Origin of the sequence: Acidovorax facilis (assembly GCF_023913775.1) — a bacterium.
Taxonomy (GTDB): domain Bacteria; phylum Pseudomonadota; class Gammaproteobacteria; order Burkholderiales; family Burkholderiaceae_C; genus Acidovorax; species Acidovorax facilis.
The window spans coordinates 1-18,024 of sequence record NZ_JAMXAX010000123.1 but is presented as its reverse complement, the minus strand read 5'-3'; the positions used below and the strand labels follow the sequence as shown (position 1 = coordinate 18,024).

Below are 18,024 nucleotides of genomic sequence, written 5' to 3'. Positions count from 1 at the left end.
GATTCGTACCTGGGGTGGTTCAGGTTGTTAGACCGATCAGGCCCGATGGGTCCACAACCCGCCCTGGTGCTGGGTGCGGCCATGGGGAATCAAGACGTCACTAGCATTCGCTAGAAGAGCCCATTTTCATTCAAATGCCCGGCCCGACGCCAAAGTTACCGCTCTGATCTGTTTGGCGCAGATCTTCAAGACCAACCGCCTCCGCCTTTGCACACTGGCCCCGTACCACCCACGGAGGCCCGCATGCACATCACCCTGAACCAACAGCCCCAGCCCGTACCACCCGGCTGGGAGGACGAACCCCTGCTTTGGCTGCTGCGCGAGCCCCTGGGCCTCACGGGCACCCGCTTTGGCTGCGGCATGGGCCAATGTGGAGCCTGCACCGTGCTCATCGACGGCGTAGCGCAGCGCGCCTGCCTGCAGACGGCGCGCGGGCTGCAAGGGCGCTCCATCACCACCATCGAGGGGCTGGCGGCGCCCGACGGGACGCTGCACCCCGTGCAACAGGCCTGGCTGGACCTGCGCGTGCCCCAGTGCGGCTACTGCCAGAGCGGCCAGATCATGGGCGCCGTGGCCTTGCTGCGCGCCACACCCCGCCCCAGCGATGCGCAGATCGACGCCGCCATGTCGGCCCACCTGTGCCGCTGCGGCACCCAGCACCGCGTGCGCGCAGCCATCCACCAAGCAGCCGGGGGAACCAAACCATGAAGCGCCGCCAGTTTTTGGCAGCGGCAGGCGCCGGGGTACTCACCGTCACGCTGGCGGGCTGCAGCCTGGTGCCAGTGATCCCCAAGCGCCCCACTTCCACCGCCGACGACGCGCTGGGCTGGATACGGCACGAAAACGGCCGCTACACCCTGTGGCTGCCCAGCGCCGAAATGGGCCAGCAGATCAGCGCCGCGCTGCAGGGCCTGGCCGCTGCCGAGCTGGGTGTGCCGCCCGCACAGGTGCACCTGCAACTGCCCAGCACCCGCCACATCGCCCGCGTGCGCGCCACCGTGGGCAGCGCCAGCGTGCAGGACTTTGCCCTGCCCCTGGCCCGCGCCTGCGCCACGCTGCGCGAGGCCCTGGCGCAAGGCCAGACCACGGGCACGCTGGCCGCGCGTGACATCCCGGCCAGCGCGCTGCGCAGCCTGCAGGCGCGCACGGGGGCCGCCAAAGAAGCTGCGGCGGCGCCGGGCCAGCTGCACGCCCTCGTCACCGGCCAGCCGCTGTTTGCGGGCGACACGCGCCTGCCCGGCCTGCTCTATGGCCGCGTGCTGCGCGCACCGATGTCGGCCGAAATCACCTCACGCCCGCAAGCGTGGGATGAGACGGCCGCCCGCGCCGACCCAGCCTGCGTGGCCGTGGTGCAGCACCCGCGCCTCGCGCGGATGGGCAGCCTGGGCCTGGGCATCGTGGCCCGCACGCCCTCGGCGCTCGACCGCATCGAGGCCGCGCTGGCCGTGCAATGGCAGGTGGAAGATGGCAGCGCATTCGAGCAGGCCGCCATCGACGAGCGCATCGACATCGACACCCACCTGCGCCGGGGCGCGCTGCAGCACCGGCTGCGCAAGGACGACCTGCCCACAGACACAGCATGGACGCTGGACCTGCGCATGGACGTGCCCCTGGCCGCCCACGCGCCCATAGAGCCGCGCAGCGCAACGGCGCACTGGCTGGCCGCCGCAGACCAAGGCATCGCCCTGAAGGTATGGGCGGGCACCCAAGACCTGTTCTACATGCGCGACGTGCTCGCTCGCCAGCTGGGCCTGGATGCCGAACGTATCGAGGTGCAGGCCTGCCGCATCGGCGGCGGCTTTGGCGGCCGCACGCTGTGCACGGTGGAGCTGGAGGCCGCCGTGCTCGCCCAGGCTGCAGGGGCACCCGTCAAGGTGCAATGGAGCCGCGCGCAGGAGTTTGCCCAGGGCTTCCAGCGCCCGCCCTCCAGCCACCGTGTGCGGGCCCGCGTGCACGGCGGGCGCATCACCCACTGGTGGCATGCGCTGGCCAGCAGCCACATCCTGTTCACACCCGCCGCCATGCCGGTGTGGATGCAGACCCTGGCCGACCTGGCGGGCGACAGCGGCGTGGCGCGCGGCGCACACATGCCGTACGACGTGCCCCAGCAGCGCATCGAGTTCACCGCCCAGCGCCTGCCCGTGCACACAGGCCCCTGGCGCGGCCTGGGTGCGGGGCCCAACACCCTGGTGGTCGAGAGCGCCATGGACGAATGCGCGCGCCACGTTGGGGCCGACCCGCTGGACTGGCGCCTGCAGCACACCACCGATGCACGCCTGGCGCAGGTGCTGCGCAGTGCCGCAGCAGAATCCAGATGGTCAGAGCGCCCCGCCAGCGACGCCACCACCTTGCGCGGGCGCGGCATCGCAGGCGGTATCTACAAGGGCGTGAGCTACGCCGCCGCCGTGGCCGACGTGGAGGTGCAACGCGCCACCGGCCAGGTGCGCGTAACGGCGCTGTGGTGCGCGCACGATTGCGGCCTGGTGCTGCAGCCTGACGGCGTGCGCGCGCAGACCGAGGGCAACCTCGTGTGGTGCGTGGGCATGGTGCTGCACGAGCAACTGCCCGTGGCCCGCTCGGGCGTGGCCGCTGCCAGCTTTGCCGACTACCCGCTGCCACGCATGGGCGACGTGCCGCCGCTGCATGTGCACCTGATCGACAGCAGCGCGCCGCCCACCGGTGCCGGAGAAACCGCCATGGTGGCCGGGGCCGGAGCGATCGCCAACGCGCTGCGCGACGCCAACGGCGTGCGTTTTACCCGCCTGCCGGTGCGCAGCGCGGACGTGCTGCAGGCCTTGTCTGCGCGGGCTTAACGGGGTAGCGCCAACGGCACAATCCACCTATGCAAGACTTTGCCAGCGCCGCCATGGTCCGCCTGCTGGTGCGCGCCATGGCCGCGCACGGGCTGGTGCCGCCACCGCCCCCACCGGGTGCCGACGGGCTGGCCGCCAGCCATGTGCCCCTGGCCTACAAACGCAGCGTGGTCGAAGCCGTGCTGCACCAGGGCGGCCTGGGCACACTGCTGCAACTGGCCCAACGGGTGGACCTGCTGGCGGGCGACCCGGTACACCGCGCCCTGCTGGGTGCGGCCAGCGTGCCTGAGCTGCTGACGCGCTGGCAGCGGCTGGAGCGGTATGTGCATTCGCGCCACCAGGTCAGCGTCACCGCCAGCGCCCCGGGCACGCTGGCACTGCGCCACCACGCGCGCCCCGGTGTGCGAGAAGAACCTCACCCCACCGAAAGCCTGGCCGTGCTGGGCGTGCTGGTGGGTGCCAGCCAGGCCCTGGGCGTGCGCGGCTTGCGGGTGGAGATCGGCGCGCCCGAGGCCGCAGGCCACCGCGTGAACCTGCGGATGGAAGCCCCTGTCGCCAACCCGGCGGAACTGCACGCGCAACTGGCACCGCTGGCCGCGCGAAGGTTGCTAGGCCATTGGACCTTGCACTGGGAACCTCACGACGGCAAGGCACCCACAACCCCCACCTCGCAGCCCCAGCCCGCCACCCACCTGTGCGACGCCTTGCCCTGGCCGCCGCTGGCGCACCAGCTGGCGCGCCATGTGCTGCACGACCCGGCCGCGTAACACACGGTGGATGCACTGGCTCGGCACACCGGCCTGGCCCGCCGCAGCCTGCAGCGGGCGCTGACCGAACGCGGCCTGAGCTGCCGCCACATCGTGACCGAGGCACGCGCGCGGGTGGCCGCGCAATGGCTGCTGGAGAGCCCGCATGGCCTCGCAGAAATCGGATTTGCGTGCGGCTTTGCCGATCAGCCCCACTTCACACGCGAATTTGCACGCCATGTGGGCCTGACCCCGGCGCGCTACCGGCAGGCATTTGCAGTCAGAGGCATGCAAGGGTCGGATTAACTATCAATTTGATAGCAAAAACTCGATATCTATCGAGCGCAATGGGCCATTTTTATTCAATATTTTCGGCTTTGGAGGGCAACCCGGCCACGGGTGCTCGCTTGCGCATGGCGCCGCCGCCCCGGGGCAGCGCCACCGTGGGCAGCAGGGCGCGTGCAGCCGACCCACCCGCAGCGGCCGGTGCCATCAGGTCGGCCAGCGTCACGCTGTCCAGCACCGCCAGGTAGGCCTGCATGGCCTGCCACAGCACGCCCTTGAGGCGACAGTGGTTGCTCAGGCGGCACTGGTTGGTGCCGGGATCAAAACATTCCACCAGGTTGAAGTCGGTCTCGGTGGCACGCACCACGGCGCCGATGTTGATGGCCGACGCCGGCACCATCAGCCGCATGCCACCGCCCCGCCCGCGCGTGGTCTCCAGCAGCCCTTGGGCGGCCAGCTGCTGCACGATCTTCATCAGGTGGCTGCGCGAGATGCCGTAGCCCTCGGCCACCTCGATGATCGTTACAGGTTGCTCGCGGCCTTCGGTGGCTGCGCAGTACATGAGCACGCGCAGCGTGTAGTCGGTCCATTGGGTCAGGCGCATGGTTTTTGCCGCAGGTCAATTGAAAGAGGTATGCAGGACGAATTTTATTGAATAAAATATTCACATAAAATGAATCTTTAAAAGGACCTGCCATGAATGCCCGTGTTGACCATCTGGAAGCTGCCTCCGCCCACCCCGCCCCGCTCAGCGCCGACCAGCAGATCGGCCAGATCGCGGTGCAACTGCCCGGTGCCACGGCGGTTTTTCGGCGGCTCAAGCTCGACTTTTGCTGCGGCGGCCAGGTGAGTCTGGCCAAGGCGGCTGCCGACAAGGGGCTGGATGCCAACGCCGTGCTGGCCGAGCTGGCGGCCCTGCAACGCAGCGACGCCGTGCCCGAAGCCGCATCGCCCAGCGCACTGATCGACCACATCCTGGCGCGCTACCACGAGGTGCACCGCCAGCAGCTGCCCGAGCTGATCCGCATGGCCCGCCGCGTGGAGGCCGTGCACCGCGACAACCCCCATGTGCCCGCCGGACTGGCCGACCACCTGGAAACCATGCACGAAGAGCTGCTCTCGCACATGCTCAAGGAAGAGCAGGTGCTGTTCCCCATGCTCAAGAGCGGCGGCAACCCCTTTGTGGGCCAGCCCATCGGCATGATGCGCGCCGAACACGTGGACCACGGCGAAGCGTTGGACAAGCTCAACGCCCTGACCAACGACGCCACGCCCCCCCAAGGCGCGTGCAACACCTGGCGCGCGCTGTATGCAGGCATTGCCCAGCTGGGCGATGACCTCATCAACCACATCCACCTGGAGAACAACGTGCTGTTCCCGGCGTTCGAAGCCGGCGCAGCGCCCTCGTCGCAAGGTTGCGGTCCGTCAGGCTGCGCGTGCAGCGGCGGGGGCACACTGCGGGCATGAACCTGCAAACCACTTCACCCGAGGGTCTTGGGGCACACGCACCACCCAGCGTGGAAAGCATCACGCGGCTGGTGCATGGTTTTTATGGCGATGTGCGCCAGGACCCGCTGCTGGGGCCTGTGTTTGAAAAAGCCCTGCACGGCCAATGGGACACCCACCTGCAGCGGTTGGTGGACTTCTGGAGCACCGTGGCACTGGGCACGCGCAGCTTCAAGGGCGACGTATTTGGCAAGCACATGGCGCTGGAGGGCGTGACGCCCGCCCACTTTGCCGCCTGGGTGGGGCTGTGGCAGCAGCACACCAGCCGCCTGTTTGCCCCCGAGGTGGCGCACGACCTGCAGGTAGCGGCACACGGCATTGCGCGCAATTTGTTCCGGGGTTTCTTTGGCAGCGACCCGGCGTTTGTGACGCCGCACAGCGGGCACGGCGAGCGCTGAGCCCAGGCCTTGGCCAGGGTCTTTGCGCCAGGGCTACTTCTTCTTGTCGCCAGGTGTGAAGAACAGCGCCAGGCCCACCGCGATCAGCGCCACCGGCCACCACACCCGCAGCAGCTCGCGCAGGCTGATGCTGATCAGCCCCAGATTGGTCAGCAGAAAAAATACGCCCAGTACGACCAGAACAATCGCAGCGATATGGCCCTTCATGTGCATTCCCTCGGAGTAGTTGTGTATCTGGGCGCGATTATGGCGGGCCGGACAGCCGCGCCCCCAGGTGGTCCACAAACACACGCACCTTGGGGGACAAATGCCTGCTGGATGGCCACAACGCGCGGAACTGGCGGCTGGGGCCCATGTCCTGCTCCAGCACACTGACCAACCGGCCATCGGCCAGCGCATCACGCACCAGAAAGTCGGGCAGACAGGCAATCCCGAGCCCGCGCAACGTGGCGCCCAGAACCGCCTCGATGTTGTTGCAGGCGAGCACGGTGCGCAGGCGCGGCTCGGCGCTGGCCACGCCCTCGCGCCAAGGCCAATCGAGCAGCTTGCCGGAGTCCGGATGGCGAAACCGCACGCAGGCGTGCTGTTCCAGAGCGCGCATGGCCGCAGGCGTGCCATGGCGCGTCAGGTAGGCCGGGGCTGCGCATAACAGCAGCCGGAAGGCCTGCAACGGGCGCGAGACAAGGCGGGAGTCGCGCAGGTCACCGCTGCGGATGGCCACGTCAATGCCCTCGTCGATCAGATCGACCGCGCGGTCGCTGAAATTGATGTCCAGTTCCACCTCTGGGTGGCGGGTCAGAAACTCCGGCACCAGGGGGATCAAGAAGTGGTAGCCCACGATGGGCGCGCTCACCCGCAACCGCCCACGGGGGGCCTCGCGCGACAAGGACAGCATGGCCTGCGCATCGTCCAGGTCATCCAGGATGCGCCGGCAGCGTTCGTGAAACAGATGTCCCTCTGCCGTGAGCTGGATGCGCCGGGTACTGCGCTGCAAGAGCCGCACACCCACCTCCTGCTCCAGCCGCGCCACGCCCTTGCCCACGGCAGACGCGGATATCGCGAGCGCCCGTCCTGCCGCCACAAAGCTGCCAAGTTCCGCCGTTTTGACAAAGGCCAACATGCCGCTGAGCTTGTCCATCTGCCCTCACGTGATTGTTTGATGCGGTCAATTCAAGCGAATTTGTCCGTAATGAAAGGAGTGGGAGCTACTTTTTCCACCATTCAGGCCAGTTTAACCTTTGCCAAGTCCACAAAACCCGCACCATGCCCACTCCGTTGTTCATTCGCGCCGCAGTCTGCAGTCCCTGTGCCGTCCACGATTCGCTGCTTGGCCTGCAAGCTGAATACCTGGCCTGGGTATACGGCGAGATGGCGCGGTGCTTTCCCGCCCTTCCCACCCGCGATGCGGGACGGCTCCACACTGAAGGCAACGCCGACGTGATTCAGGCGCTCTGCGCCGGGCGCACACCGGGCAGCGTTTTCTATCTGATGGAGGTAGATGGCGAAGCCGCCGGCATGTGCGGCCTACGCAGCCTGGGCGGCGACACCGCCGAGATCAAGCGCCTGTATGTCCGCCCTGCCTACCGGGGCATGCAGCTCGGGTCGTCCGCACTGCGCAGGCTGCTCGCCGACGCCCGTCTTTGGGGATACACCCGCATCTGCCTGGACACCGCCTTGTTCATGCAGGCCGCGCACCGTCTGTACGAAGCCCACGGCTTTACCGACTGTGCAGCCTACGAAGGCACCGAGGTGCCCGCCGCCCTGCAGGGCCAATGGCGCTTCATGCACCGCGCCATCACCCACCCTTGCCCATGAAAACGCTCTCCGCACGGCATGCCAGGCGCGCAGTCCTGGCAGCCATACTGCTCCTGCTGCCCCTGGTGCTGCAAAGCCTCGGACACCACTGGGTGCGTGTCGCAGACACCAGCCTGCTGTACGTGATGCTGGCGCTGGGCCTGAACGTCGTGGTGGGCTATGCGGGCCTGCTGGACCTGGGCTACGTCGCCTTCTACGCCCTGGGCGCCTACCTGTTCGCGTTGCTGACCTCACCGCACCTGACCGACCACTTTGCCTGGATCGCGGCGCTGTTCCCGAACGGGCTGCACACCCCCTGGTGGGTGACCATCCCGCTGGGCGCGGCGCTGGCCGCCATCCTGGGCATACTGCTGGGGGCGCCCACGCTGAGGCTGCGCGGTGACTACCTGGCGGTGGTCACGCTGGGCTTTGGCGAGATCGTGCGCCTGCTGGTCATCAACCTGGGCCACCCGGTCAACATCACCCACGGCGCCCAGGGCCTGGGGCTGATTGACCCGGTCCGCATCCTGGGAGTGGACCTGGGCCAGCCCCTGGTCGTGGCAGGCCACGAAGTAGCCTCCGTCACCCTCTACTACTACCTGTTCCTGACTCTGGTGCTGATCACCATCGTGATTTGCCAGCGCCTTCAGGATTCACGCATTGGCCGCGCTTGGATGGCCATCCGCGACGACGAGACTGCCGCGCGGTCCATGGGCATCAATACCCGCAATCTCAAGCTGCTGGCTTTTGGCGTGGGGGCCAGCTTTGGCGGAATCACCGGTGCCATGTTTGCTGCTTTCCAGGGCTTTGTTTCGCCCGAAGCCTTCAGCCTGAACGAGTCCGTGCTCATCGTGGCCATGGTGGTGTTTGGGGGCATGGGCCATATCCCGGGCGTGGTGTTGGGCGCAGTGCTGCTCGCGGCCCTGCCCGAAATGCTGCGCTATGTGGTCGGCCCTTTGCAGGCCGCGACCAACGGGCAGCTGGACGCCGGCGTGGTGCGCCCGCTGCTAATTGCGCTGGCGATGATCGTCACCATGCTGTGGCGCTCCAGTGGACTGTGGCCTGCACCCGACAAGACACAAGCACCCGGATCAACCGGGCATAGCATGTGACTTGCGGATCAGACCTCTGCAGCACCGGCCCCTCGCAACGGCTTGAGCAGATCCGACAGCCCATTGTGGTCAATCTCGTGCATCAGCGCCAGCAATTGCCCAAGCTCGCCTTTGGGGAAGCCCTCGCGCGCAAACCAGTTCAGGTAGTTGCCGGGCAGGTCGGCCAACAGCGTGCCTTTGTATTTGCCGTAGGGCATCTCGGTGGTGACCAGGCGCTGCAATTTTTCCGAGTCCATCGGACAGCCCTCCTCAGCCGCCTGCCCGCTTGACCTTGTGGCCCAGCTTTTGCAGTGCGGCCATCACGCGCTCCACATGGTCGCCCCGCACTTCGATCACGCCGTCCTTCACCGTGCCACCGCTGCCGCAAGCGGCTTTGAGCTGCTTGCCCAGCTGCTCCAGTGCGGCCGCGTCCACCAGCACGCCCTTGACCAGGGTCACAGCCTTGCCGCCCCGGCCCTTGGTTTCACGCGACACCCGCACGATGCCATCTCCGGTGGGCAAAGGCTTGTTCTGCTTGCAGGTGCACTGCGCCACGGGCTGGCGGCAGCCGGGGCACATGCGGCCGGACTCGGTGGAATACACCAGGCCGCCCAGGTCAGCCAACGACTTCATGGCTTTTTTCCTTCCACCTCTTGCTGCAGCATGTGAAAGTTGAGCAGCCGGGTGGCCAGCATGGTCTCGGTCAGAAAACACACCAGCGCCAGCAAAAACGACGCCACCCCCGCCAGAAAACCCGCCACGGCCAAGCGGTTGGACTGGAAGTTGGTGGTCTCGCCGAGGAACAGCAGGATGATGGTGATGCCGATCAGGAACGCACAGAACGTGAGCAGCCCGATGCAGCCATTGGCCAGCCGCCCACGCAGCCGCAAGTCGGCCAGTTCGTTGTAGGCGCGGGCCAGAAACTCGGGCTCGGTGTTGGCGCGGGCGCGGTCTTCCACCACGCGGGCCCGGTCGATGATGCGGGCCAACCGGCCCGCCACAGCGCCAATCATGCCGGACACGGCCGTGAGCAAAAACACGGGGGCCACCGCCAGCTGGATGCCGTGGGTGATGGCAGAGGAGTCAAGGGTGAGGGCCATGGTGCTTGTGAAACAAAGGAAAAACCGGCGAACCGCCGGTGGCCCAATTATCAGGGTGATGGCGCGCGCAGCCAGGCCCAGCGCACCACGGCCTTGACTGCCTGACTCGCGTGCCGAGCTTCGGCAGCAACTGCGGCGACAATCGCCCCATCCCTTCCCCCCGTTCGCGCTGTTGTGCGTCCCACTTTCAACGCCGCCCAGCGCTGCCTCCATGCCCTTTGCCTCCCTCGGTTTGTCCCCTGCCCTTGTCCACGCTGCGGAAAAAGCGGGTTTTGTAGCGCCCACCCCCATCCAGGCGGGGGCCATCCCGGCCATCCTGCAGGGGGCTGACCTGCTGGGAGCCGCCCAGACGGGTTCAGGCAAGACAGCCGCTTTTGCCCTGCCCTTGCTGCAGCAGCTGCAGCTGAGCGCCACCGGCGGCCCACGCCGGGTGCGCGCCCTGGTGCTGGTGCCCACGCGCGAGCTGGCCGCCCAGGTGGGCGAGGTGCTGCGCAGCCTGGCACAGCACCTGCAGCAGCCGCTGAAAGTGGCCATTGTGTTCGGCGGCGTCTCGATCAACCCGCAAATGCTGGGCCTGCGTGGCGGCGCAGACATTGTGGTGGCCACGCCGGGCCGCCTGCTGGACCTGGTAGACCACAAAGCGCTGCGCCTGTCGGCCGTGGCGCACCTGGTGCTGGACGAGGCCGACCGCCTGCTGGACCTGGGCTTTGCCGAAGAACTGCAGCGCGTGCTGGCGCTGCTGCCTGCGCAGCGGCAGAACCTGTTCTTCTCGGCCACCTTCCCTGCCGCCGTGCAAGCGCTGGCCGATGGCCTGCTGAACAACCCGTTGCGCGTGGAGGTGCCCCACACGCCGGGCAACGAACCGGCCATCGAGCAACGGGCCATTGCGGTGGACGCCGTGCGCCGCACCCAACTGCTGCGCCATCTGGTCAAGGAACACAACTGGTCGCGCGTGCTGGTGTTTGTGGCCACGCAATACGCTGCCGAGCATGTGGCCGAAAAGCTCTACAAAGCAGGGATCTTTGCCACGCCCTTCCACGGCGGCCTGAGCCAGGGCGCGCGCAAACAGGTGCTGCAGGAGTTCAAGGACGAACGCTGGCAGGTGGTTGTGACCACCGACCTGGCCGCGCGCGGCCTCGACATTGCGCAGTTGCCTGCGGTGGTCAATTACGACCTGCCACGCTCGGCCGTGGACTATGTGCACCGCATCGGCCGCACGGGCCGCGCGGGCGAGAGCGGTGTGGCCGTGAGCTTTGTGACGGCCGATGCCGAAGCACATTTCCGCCTCATCGAAAAACGTCAGCACCTCACCATCCCGCGCGAACACATTGCGGGTTTTGAACCCACCGAGGCCCCTGCGCCCGCGTCATCCGCAGATCCCCAGGGCACCGGCGGCATCAAGGGCAAGCGGCCCAGCAAAAAGGACAAGCTGCGCGCAGCAGCGGCTGCAGTTACCGAAGCGCCCCCCGCCGCCCATAAAAAAGGCTCCTGAAAGGAGCCTTTGGAAGCGCCGTGAAGGGCGGCCGCCCAAGCAGCCTCAGTCTCAGACCTCTTCGCCGTCGTCGTCCATACCATCCTCATCAGCACCTTGCGGCTCGCCCGGCGCCCGTGGCGTGCGCTTGGCGGGCTTGGCCAGAATCTCGACATAGAACTGCGCACCGCCCTCAGCGGCCACACCGTTGATCAGCCCGGTCAAGGCCGACAGGTGCGCCACGGCGGCGTCTTCCTTGGTGCGGCCAAACTGGCAGTCAAAGTCCCAAAAATCAGCGCCTTCGGGCAGGTCGCGGCGCCGTTCGCGCTTGATGTACTTGCGGATTTCGTGCTTGACGGCATCCAGAACGCGGTCCCGGTTCTTGCCTTCAACATGGAGTTGGAAAGTTTTTCTCATGGGTGATGGTACCGCCTGTGACAGATATGGATTCCCAGCCGGGCACCCCAGTGCCACAATGGTGCATTACTTTTGGTTACCGCCAAGCCCGATGTTCCACGACCTCAGTCTGCTGCACACACTGCCAGCGGCCGTGCTCGTCACGCAGGAGGGCGCCATCCGCTTTGCCAACGCTGCCAGCATGGCGCTGCTGGAAGCGCCCAGCACCGATAGCCTGATAGGCCGCCTCTCGGGCGATTTTGTGCATCCCATGGACCGGGTGCGTTCTACCAACCGCATCCAGCAGGTCGCTGTGCCCGAACAGGGCGGGCGGCCCAACAAATCGTCTGAATTTCGCATCCGCACACTGCAGGGCAACCTGCGCATGGTGCTCATCAGCAGCGTAGCTGTGGAATGGAACGGAGCCCCCGCCGTGCTGATGTGTGGTCTGGACATGACCCACCAGAGCGAGATCGAGGCCCAGCTGCGCGAGAGCGAGCAGAACTTCCGTCGCCTTTTTGAGAACATGCAGGACGTCTACTACCGCACCGATGCCCAGGGCATCGTGCAGCATGTGGGCCCTGGCGTGCGCCGGGTGCTGGGCTACGAGCCCCACGAAATCGAGGGCCGCACGGCCGAGTCGTACTACCCGCAAAGCACTGACCGCGACGCGTTCAAGGCCGCCATCATGGAGCATGGCGAGGTGTCGGATTTTCCGGGCCAGATGGTGCGGCGCGACGGCACCGTGATCGACATCTCCATCAGCAGCCACGCCTTGTACGACCATGCTGGCAATTTCGCAGGGGTGGAGGGCATTTACCGCGACGTGACCCAGCGCAAGAACCTGGAGCGTGAGCTGCAGCGCCTGGCCACCACCGACATGCTCACCGGCATGGCCAACCGCCGCGCATTTCTGGAATGTGCGGAGTCGGTATATGCCCATTCACGCAGCAATGGCGAGCCGCTCACGCTGCTGATGCTGGACCTGGACCATTTCAAATCCATCAACGACCGTTTTGGCCACCTGGAAGGCGACCGCGCCTTGGTGGCGTTTGCGCAGGCCGTCAAAAACCAGCTGCGCGCCAGCGACACCGTGGGCCGACTGGGCGGCGAAGAGTTTGGCGTGCTGCTGCCGCTGACCAGCATGGACGAGGGCCTGGAAGTGGCGAAACGCATCCTGCATGGCGTTCGCGCCCTGCAACTGAGCGACGAGGCAGGCCACGCCTACGGCATCACAGCCAGCCTGGGCCTGAGCACCTTCCGCCAGGCAGACCGCAGCCTGCGCGACATGCTCGACCGCGCCGACCAGGCTCTGTACCTGGCCAAAAACCAGGGGCGCGACCAGATCGCTTCGCTGGAACCCTTGGGCGAACAGCCGAATCGCCAAGTAGCCGAATAACCTATCTGCGGCTGCGCCTTACCAACGCATGCGTTCCTGCTGCAGGTTCCACAGGCAGGCGGCAATCCGCAGCAGCATCTCCATCACCTGTTCAGAGCCGCTGCTCGACAGCTCCAGGCCATCAATGATCACGGCAAGCTGCGAGATGGCGTCTTCGGGCGCAGAGGCACCGCCCGTCCGCGCAATCTCGGCAATGGCGATGAGTACGTCTGTGCGGTTCATGGAGCATCTTCCCCATAGCAAAAGAATCTGATGACCTGCACCGCACCGGTCCTGTGCGTCCAGTCAGCGGGGTGCCAGGGACAATTGCTTGGGGGATGAAGCCCTTGCTGGCAGGGCAGGCAGTGGCTGCGTACCTCGGTAGCCTCCTTCGAAGGCATCCCCAGCGCCGTCAGGCGCAAGCCTGAACTGGTGAACGACCTCCAGCAGGCGCCTAACCTGGTTCTTCATGCCGGTGGATGCCGACGAACTGTCGTCCACCAGCGCGGCATTTTTCTGCGTGGCGGCGTCCAGCTGCCGCACGGCTTCGCCGATCTGCGCAATGCCGCGGGCCTGCTCCTGCCCCGCATCCTTGATCTCGCTGATGAGTTCCATCACCTCGTCCACGCGCTGCACGGTGCTGGCCACCCGCTCGCCCGCCTGGCCCACCAGGGTGGACCCGCGCTCCACACCACGCACACTGGCAGCAATCAAGCCCCGAATCTCGCGGGCGGCCGTGCTGCTGCGCTGGGACAGTCCACGCACCTCGCCCGCCACCACGGCAAAGCCGCGTCCCTGCTCACCCGCGCGGGCCGCCTCCACCGCCGCATTCAGGGCCAGCAGGTTGGTCTGGAACGCGATGTCATCAATCACCTTGATGATGTCGGTGACCTTTTGCGACTGCACGCTGATCTCCTGCATGGTGGTGATCACGTCGCGCATCACACTGCCGCCCTCGTTGGCCACCTTGGCGGCCTCTTGGGCCAGCTCGGTGGCGCGGTGGGCGTTGTCCGTGTTGTGCTGCACGGTGATGGTGAGCTGCTCCATCGAGGCGGCCGTCTCCTGGAGGTTGGACGCCTGCACCTCGGTACGGCGCGCCAGGTCTTCGGTGCCGCCCGCAATCAGCACGGCCTCCTGCGCCACCGTCTCGGTGCTGGAGCGCACCTCGGTGATCACGCGCACCAGCTGGTGGTTCATCTCCCGCAGGGCGCCCAGCAGTTCTGCGGTTTCATCCGTGCCGCGCACATCGATCTGTGCGCTCAGATCGCCACCCGCCACCGTGCGGGCCAGCACCACCGCCTGGCGCAAAGGGCGCGAGATGGAACGGGTGATGACCCACGCCATCGCAGCCCCCGCCACCAGGGCCAGCCCGGTGGCCGCCAGCATCCACCAGTGAATGGTGTTGCTCATCTCCCGCGCGCCGGCAAACTCTGCCGCCGCCACGTTGATCTGCAGGGCTACCAGCTTCTCGATGGCGTCCTGCACCTTGGCCGCGTTGGGGCGGATCTGGTTGATATAAAGCTCGGAACCATCGTCGTACTTGCCTGCCACCAGTGCCGAGGCAGCCGGGATGAGACCCTTGTCCAGGTAGGTGGCATTGGCATCGGCAAAGGCCTGCGCCAGACCTTGCTCCTCAGCAACCAGCGCCTTGCCGGAATACGCCGTCCACAGCGTGTGGATGCGCTCCACGTTGGCAGTCAACGCGGCGTGGCTGGCCTGCAGGTTGCTGGTACCCGGGTCCATCAGCATGTCCATCACCAGCACCCGGTTGCGCTGCGTCAGGTGGCTGATCTCTGCCAGCACGCCCAGGGGCACCGTGCGGTCACCATACAGCGCCGCGCTGCGCTCGGTCAGGCGCTTGGCACCGCTGATGCCCCCCCGCAGCCAGTGCAGAAATCAGCAGCAAAAGCACTGCAAACGCCAGCGCCAGCCGGGTGCCAATCTTGATTTTTTGAAGCATCTGAATCTCTCATGAAGGTTCACTGGGTGGGCAGCCGGGGGCATTGCCACCGCATCAACTGGCGCGCACGCCTTGCCAGCAAGGTCTACGTCTGCCGCGGCTGATACTAATTGTTTCAAATGACAAAATAATGACGATGGGATAAACATTCCCCATTCATTTCAGTGGTTAAAATCGGCGCCGCTTTGACAAGCTGAGACTTCATAAATCACTCCGATGTCCCTCCCGGGCATAGGCCCATGGTCAGAATTTCACAGCCACATTCTTATTAATTAAAACCAACACACAAAAATCCATGAAATATATCTATACCGTATTCATGCTGGCACTTGCACTGCTACAGGCGGACCGGGCCAGTGCACAAGCCGTAACGGGCGCGGGCTCGTCGGCCGCAGCCCCCATCTACCGCAGCTGGGCCAAGGCCTACGCCAGAGCCACCGGCTCCAGGGTGGACTACGACCCGGTGGGTTCCAGCGCAGGCATGAAAAAGATCCAGCAACAGGCCGTGGGCTTCGGCGCCACCGATGTCTACCCGCCTGACAAAGACCTCATCGAACACGGCTTGCTCGCACTGCCCGTGGCCATCACCGGCATCAGCCCCATCGTCAACCTGCCCAAAGTCCAAAACGCACAGCTGCGCCTGACGGGCGAGGTGCTCAGCCGCATCTTCCTGGGCGAAATCAGCCGCTGGAATGCCCCCGAGATCACCGCGCTGAACCCCGAGACTCCGCTGCCCGACATGCCCATCAAGGTGGTGGTGCGTGCCGACGGCTCGGGCACCACCTACAACTTCGCCGATTACCTGGGCAAGGTCAGCCCGAAATGGAAGGCTTCCCACGGAGCCAAGACAAGCATCCAATGGCCCGAAGGATTTCTGGCGTTCAAGGGGAGCGATGGGGTGGCCAAGGGTGTGCGCGACACGGCGGGTGCCATCGGTTATGTGGATTTTGGGTATGTGGCCGAATATGGCCTGACATCGGTGCAGATGAAAAATGCTGAGGGTATTTTTGTGAAACCCTCCATCGACGCTTTCAAATCCGCACTGGCCAACAGCGAGTGGCCAGCCACCGGAGCCTTTCACAATACGCTGACACAAAAACCCGGCAAAGCCGTGTGGCCCATCACCATGGGCACGTTTGTGGTGTTCCCCAAAGTCACTCAAAATCCAGAGCAAACCACCCTGGCCCTCAAATTCATTATCTGGTCGTTTCTCAATGGCGATACCCTCGTCCATGAAAACAATTTTGTTCGATTACCAGACCGGGTTCAGGCATCGGCTTTCAAGGCAATTACCTCCATTCGCGATAAAAATGGCACTCCGCTGGGCATGAGCCTGATTTCATCGTCCGCACCCTTGCAGCAATAATCCGGCACTCATGATTTCCGCCCTTAAAATCAATCATTAGGATTTCTATTAATCTTTCACCGGCAGGCTCTGCCGCCCCCATCACCAGGCGCCGTCTTCATGGAAATCGAGTTCAAGTTCTGCATCCCCCCAGAGCGCCTGGCTGCGGTGCAGGCCGCCGCGTGCAGGGGCACACACGCGCACATCCGCATGGAGGCCCGCTACTTCGATACGCCCGATGCAGCGCTGTCGTCGCGTGGCATTGCTTTTCGGCTGCGCCGCGAGGGCGACCAGTGGGTGCAAACCGTCAAGGCCCTGGGCAACGGACCGCTGGACCGCGAGGAGCACAACGTGGACCGGGGCCAAGCCCACGCCACAGGCCCCGCCCCAGAGCCCCAGCCTGAGTTGCACGCAGGCACCGTGGCGGGCACACGGCTGCTGGGTGCTCTGCAGGCCGCCAGCGGCCCTCTGACCGAAACCTACGGCACCGAGATGGACCGCGTGACACGGGACATCGCCTTCAAGGGCGGTGTGGTGGAGTTGGCTCTGGACATCGGCCGGGTCATCGCCCATCGCGGCACGCCGCAGCAGAAAGAGGCCCGCATCTGCGAGCTGGAGCTGGAACTCAAGGCCGGCCCGCTGGCGGGCCTGGCGGCCATCGCCACCCGGTGGGCCACGCGGCATAGGCTGTTTCTGAGCACGGTGTCCAAGGCAGAGCGAGGCGAGCGTCTGCTGGCCCCGCAGTGGGCCCGGCCCGCCACCAAGGCCACCCCGATGAAGGCCAGTGGCCTCCCAAAGCACTTCCTGAACGGGCGCGCGTTGCAGCGCGCGGCAGTGGCCCATTGCCTCCACCAGATCCTGGCCAACGCCAGCGAGATCGTCGAAGGCGGGGGCGATGAAGAGCATGTGCACCAGTTGCGCATCGGCATCCGCCGCTTACGCACCGCCTTGCGCGAGTTGGCGCCGTTGGCACCCGGCGCATTCGACCCCGCCTGGGAGCCGCCGCTGGTGGAGGTGTTCCAGCACCTGGGCCAACTGCGCGACCAGGGCCAAGCCCTGCAGTCCATCGTTGCCGATCTGCGCGATGCGGGTGCGCCTGCCCTGGATGTGATTGTGGCGGCGGGGCACGCCCCCGCCCCATCCGCCGCCGCCATCGTGCGCATGCCAGCGTTTCAGGCAGCGTTGATCGCCCTCATGGCGTTCACGGCCCAGGGCGAGGACGCCCCGCCGGCGGCCGCAGAAGAAGCCCTGGACACGAAGGACACCCGCCGCCTGCTGCACAAGCGATTGCGCCGCCTGCACGCCAAGGTGCGCCACGGCTCCCAAGACTTTGCCGCCCTGCCGGTGGAGGAACAACACCGCCTGCGCAAGCGCTTGAAGCGTTTGCGCTACCTGACGGAATTTGTCGCGCCTGCGCTGGACGCCGAGGGGGAATCGTTCCTCGCCAGCCTGCAGCCTGCGCTGACGGCTTTGGGCCGGCTGGGCGATGAGCGTGTGGCCCGCGTGCTGTACAGCGACATCGCTGCCACGGACCCGCGGGCCTGGTTTGGCGTGGGCTGGCTGGCTGCACGGGAGGCGCTGACGGTGGCTGACTGCGAAAAGGCCTTGGCCCACCTTGCCGACATGCCCCGCCTGCGCAAGGCGGGCAAGCGCTGAGAGCGGTGGCTGCAGTAGACGCGCCGTACCCCCATCGCGGGGCACAGCGGGGTTCCCAAGCTGGCACGGCACAATGGGCCCATGA

Annotated in this window: 21 protein-coding genes and 1 pseudogene; 13 read left to right on the top strand and 9 right to left on the bottom strand. The window is 66.1% G+C overall.

Annotated features, from left to right (window positions below; all coding sequences use genetic code 11):
* The 5 genes and pseudogenes from NFX52_RS24170 to NFX52_RS24150 all read left to right on the top strand — a co-directional run.
* Positions 1-114: pseudogene (locus NFX52_RS24170) on the top strand (IS1595-like element ISAte2 family transposase); the annotation flags it as partial.
* A gap of 129 nt (positions 115-243) precedes the next feature.
* Positions 244-708: a (2Fe-2S)-binding protein gene (locus tag NFX52_RS24165; RefSeq protein ID WP_055402315.1), complete on the top strand. Its 465-nt coding sequence runs from the start codon at positions 244-246 to the stop codon at positions 706-708.
* A complete protein-coding gene (locus tag NFX52_RS24160; protein WP_055402313.1) occupies positions 705-2,813 on the top strand; it encodes a xanthine dehydrogenase family protein molybdopterin-binding subunit in 2,109 nt (702 codons plus the stop codon). The genes NFX52_RS24165 and NFX52_RS24160 overlap by 4 nt, the downstream gene beginning before the upstream one ends.
* Before the next feature lie 29 nt (positions 2,814-2,842).
* Positions 2,843-3,580 carry a hypothetical protein gene (locus tag NFX52_RS24155; protein WP_238385798.1) on the top strand — a complete coding sequence of 246 codons (738 nt, stop codon included), beginning with the start codon at positions 2,843-2,845 and terminating at the stop codon, positions 3,578-3,580.
* Positions 3,581-3,586: 6 nt separating this feature from the next.
* The gene (locus NFX52_RS24150; RefSeq protein ID WP_238385797.1) at positions 3,587-3,865 is read left to right on the top strand and encodes a helix-turn-helix transcriptional regulator; all 279 of its coding nucleotides are present in this window, start codon (positions 3,587-3,589) and stop codon (positions 3,863-3,865) included.
* A gap of 52 nt (positions 3,866-3,917) precedes the next feature.
* Here NFX52_RS24150 and NFX52_RS24145 read toward each other — a convergent pair whose 3' ends face one another.
* Positions 3,918-4,448, bottom strand: coding sequence for an RrF2 family transcriptional regulator (locus tag NFX52_RS24145; protein ID WP_055402311.1), 531 nt, complete (start codon positions 4,446-4,448; stop codon positions 3,918-3,920).
* Between the two features lie 92 nt (positions 4,449-4,540).
* Between NFX52_RS24145 and ytfE the strand changes: the two genes are divergently transcribed.
* Both ytfE and NFX52_RS24135 read left to right on the top strand, forming a co-directional pair.
* Positions 4,541-5,311 (top strand): iron-sulfur cluster repair protein YtfE, encoded by a 771-nt coding sequence (gene ytfE, locus NFX52_RS24140; protein WP_202907230.1) that lies wholly within the window; start codon positions 4,541-4,543, stop codon positions 5,309-5,311.
* Positions 5,308-5,748 carry a group III truncated hemoglobin gene (locus NFX52_RS24135; RefSeq protein ID WP_055402309.1) on the top strand — a complete coding sequence of 147 codons (441 nt, stop codon included), beginning with the start codon at positions 5,308-5,310 and terminating at the stop codon, positions 5,746-5,748. Before ytfE ends, NFX52_RS24135 begins: the two co-directional genes overlap by 4 nt.
* A 33-nt stretch (positions 5,749-5,781) precedes the next feature.
* On the opposite strand, the gene NFX52_RS24130 is transcribed toward NFX52_RS24135, so the two are convergent.
* Both NFX52_RS24130 and NFX52_RS24125 read right to left on the bottom strand, forming a co-directional pair.
* Positions 5,782-5,955 (bottom strand): LiaI-LiaF-like domain-containing protein, encoded by a 174-nt coding sequence (locus NFX52_RS24130; RefSeq protein ID WP_171012331.1) that lies wholly within the window; start codon positions 5,953-5,955, stop codon positions 5,782-5,784.
* Between the two features lie 37 nt (positions 5,956-5,992).
* Positions 5,993-6,886 carry a LysR family transcriptional regulator gene (locus NFX52_RS24125; RefSeq protein ID WP_055402306.1) on the bottom strand — a complete coding sequence of 298 codons (894 nt, stop codon included), beginning with the start codon at positions 6,884-6,886 and terminating at the stop codon, positions 5,993-5,995.
* A gap of 125 nt (positions 6,887-7,011) precedes the next feature.
* Between NFX52_RS24125 and NFX52_RS24120 the strand changes: the two genes are divergently transcribed.
* Positions 7,012-7,563 (top strand): GNAT family N-acetyltransferase, encoded by a 552-nt coding sequence (locus NFX52_RS24120; protein WP_055402304.1) that lies wholly within the window; start codon positions 7,012-7,014, stop codon positions 7,561-7,563.
* Positions 7,560-8,654 carry a branched-chain amino acid ABC transporter permease gene (locus NFX52_RS24115; RefSeq protein WP_055402302.1) on the top strand — a complete coding sequence of 365 codons (1,095 nt, stop codon included), beginning with the start codon at positions 7,560-7,562 and terminating at the stop codon, positions 8,652-8,654. The genes NFX52_RS24120 and NFX52_RS24115 overlap by 4 nt, the downstream gene beginning before the upstream one ends.
* Positions 8,655-8,662: 8 nt before the next feature.
* Here NFX52_RS24115 and NFX52_RS24110 read toward each other — a convergent pair whose 3' ends face one another.
* Genes NFX52_RS24110 through NFX52_RS24100 form a run of 3 tightly spaced genes read right to left on the bottom strand, consistent with a single transcriptional unit; the run spans position 8,663 to position 9,733 of the window.
* The gene (locus NFX52_RS24110; RefSeq protein ID WP_055402300.1) at positions 8,663-8,890 is read right to left on the bottom strand and encodes a DUF3820 family protein; all 228 of its coding nucleotides are present in this window, start codon (positions 8,888-8,890) and stop codon (positions 8,663-8,665) included.
* A gap of 13 nt (positions 8,891-8,903) precedes the next feature.
* Positions 8,904-9,266, bottom strand: a complete 363-nt coding sequence (locus NFX52_RS24105) for a translation initiation factor Sui1 (protein ID WP_055402298.1) — start codon at positions 9,264-9,266, stop codon at positions 8,904-8,906.
* The gene (locus tag NFX52_RS24100; protein WP_121506890.1) at positions 9,263-9,733 is read right to left on the bottom strand and encodes a DUF2721 domain-containing protein; all 471 of its coding nucleotides are present in this window, start codon (positions 9,731-9,733) and stop codon (positions 9,263-9,265) included. Before NFX52_RS24100 ends, NFX52_RS24105 begins: the two co-directional genes overlap by 4 nt.
* 211 nt (positions 9,734-9,944) lie before the next feature.
* Here NFX52_RS24100 and NFX52_RS24095 point away from each other — a divergent pair, with 211 nt between their 5' ends.
* Complete coding sequence (locus tag NFX52_RS24095; protein ID WP_055402294.1) at positions 9,945-11,225, top strand: DEAD/DEAH box helicase; 1,281 nt, start codon at positions 9,945-9,947, stop codon at positions 11,223-11,225.
* A gap of 51 nt (positions 11,226-11,276) precedes the next feature.
* Here the strand turns inward: NFX52_RS24095 and NFX52_RS24090 are convergent, their stop codons facing one another.
* A complete protein-coding gene (locus NFX52_RS24090; RefSeq protein WP_055402292.1) occupies positions 11,277-11,621 on the bottom strand; it encodes a DUF6172 family protein in 345 nt (114 codons plus the stop codon).
* 91 nt (positions 11,622-11,712) lie between these two features.
* Between NFX52_RS24090 and NFX52_RS24085 the strand changes: the two genes are divergently transcribed.
* Positions 11,713-12,999 (top strand): sensor domain-containing diguanylate cyclase, encoded by a 1,287-nt coding sequence (locus tag NFX52_RS24085; RefSeq protein ID WP_055402290.1) that lies wholly within the window; start codon positions 11,713-11,715, stop codon positions 12,997-12,999.
* Positions 13,000-13,017: 18 nt separating this feature from the next.
* Here the strand turns inward: NFX52_RS24085 and NFX52_RS24080 are convergent, their stop codons facing one another.
* Together NFX52_RS24080 and NFX52_RS24075 are read right to left on the bottom strand one after the other, a co-directional pair.
* On the bottom strand, positions 13,018-13,221 hold the full coding sequence (locus tag NFX52_RS24080) for a hypothetical protein (protein ID WP_055402288.1): 204 nt from the start codon (positions 13,219-13,221) through the stop codon (positions 13,018-13,020).
* Between the two features lie 63 nt (positions 13,222-13,284).
* Positions 13,285-14,793: a methyl-accepting chemotaxis protein gene (locus tag NFX52_RS24075; RefSeq protein ID WP_252635852.1), complete on the bottom strand. Its 1,509-nt coding sequence runs from the start codon at positions 14,791-14,793 to the stop codon at positions 13,285-13,287.
* Between the two features lie 440 nt (positions 14,794-15,233).
* On the opposite strand from NFX52_RS24075, the gene pstS reads away from it, so the two are divergent.
* Both pstS and NFX52_RS24065 read left to right on the top strand, forming a co-directional pair.
* A complete protein-coding gene (gene pstS / locus NFX52_RS24070; RefSeq protein WP_055402284.1) occupies positions 15,234-16,304 on the top strand; it encodes a phosphate ABC transporter substrate-binding protein PstS in 1,071 nt (356 codons plus the stop codon).
* Positions 16,305-16,403: 99 nt separating this feature from the next.
* Complete coding sequence (locus tag NFX52_RS24065; protein WP_207402118.1) at positions 16,404-17,939, top strand: CYTH and CHAD domain-containing protein; 1,536 nt, start codon at positions 16,404-16,406, stop codon at positions 17,937-17,939.
* Positions 17,940-18,024: the final 85 nt, after the last annotated feature.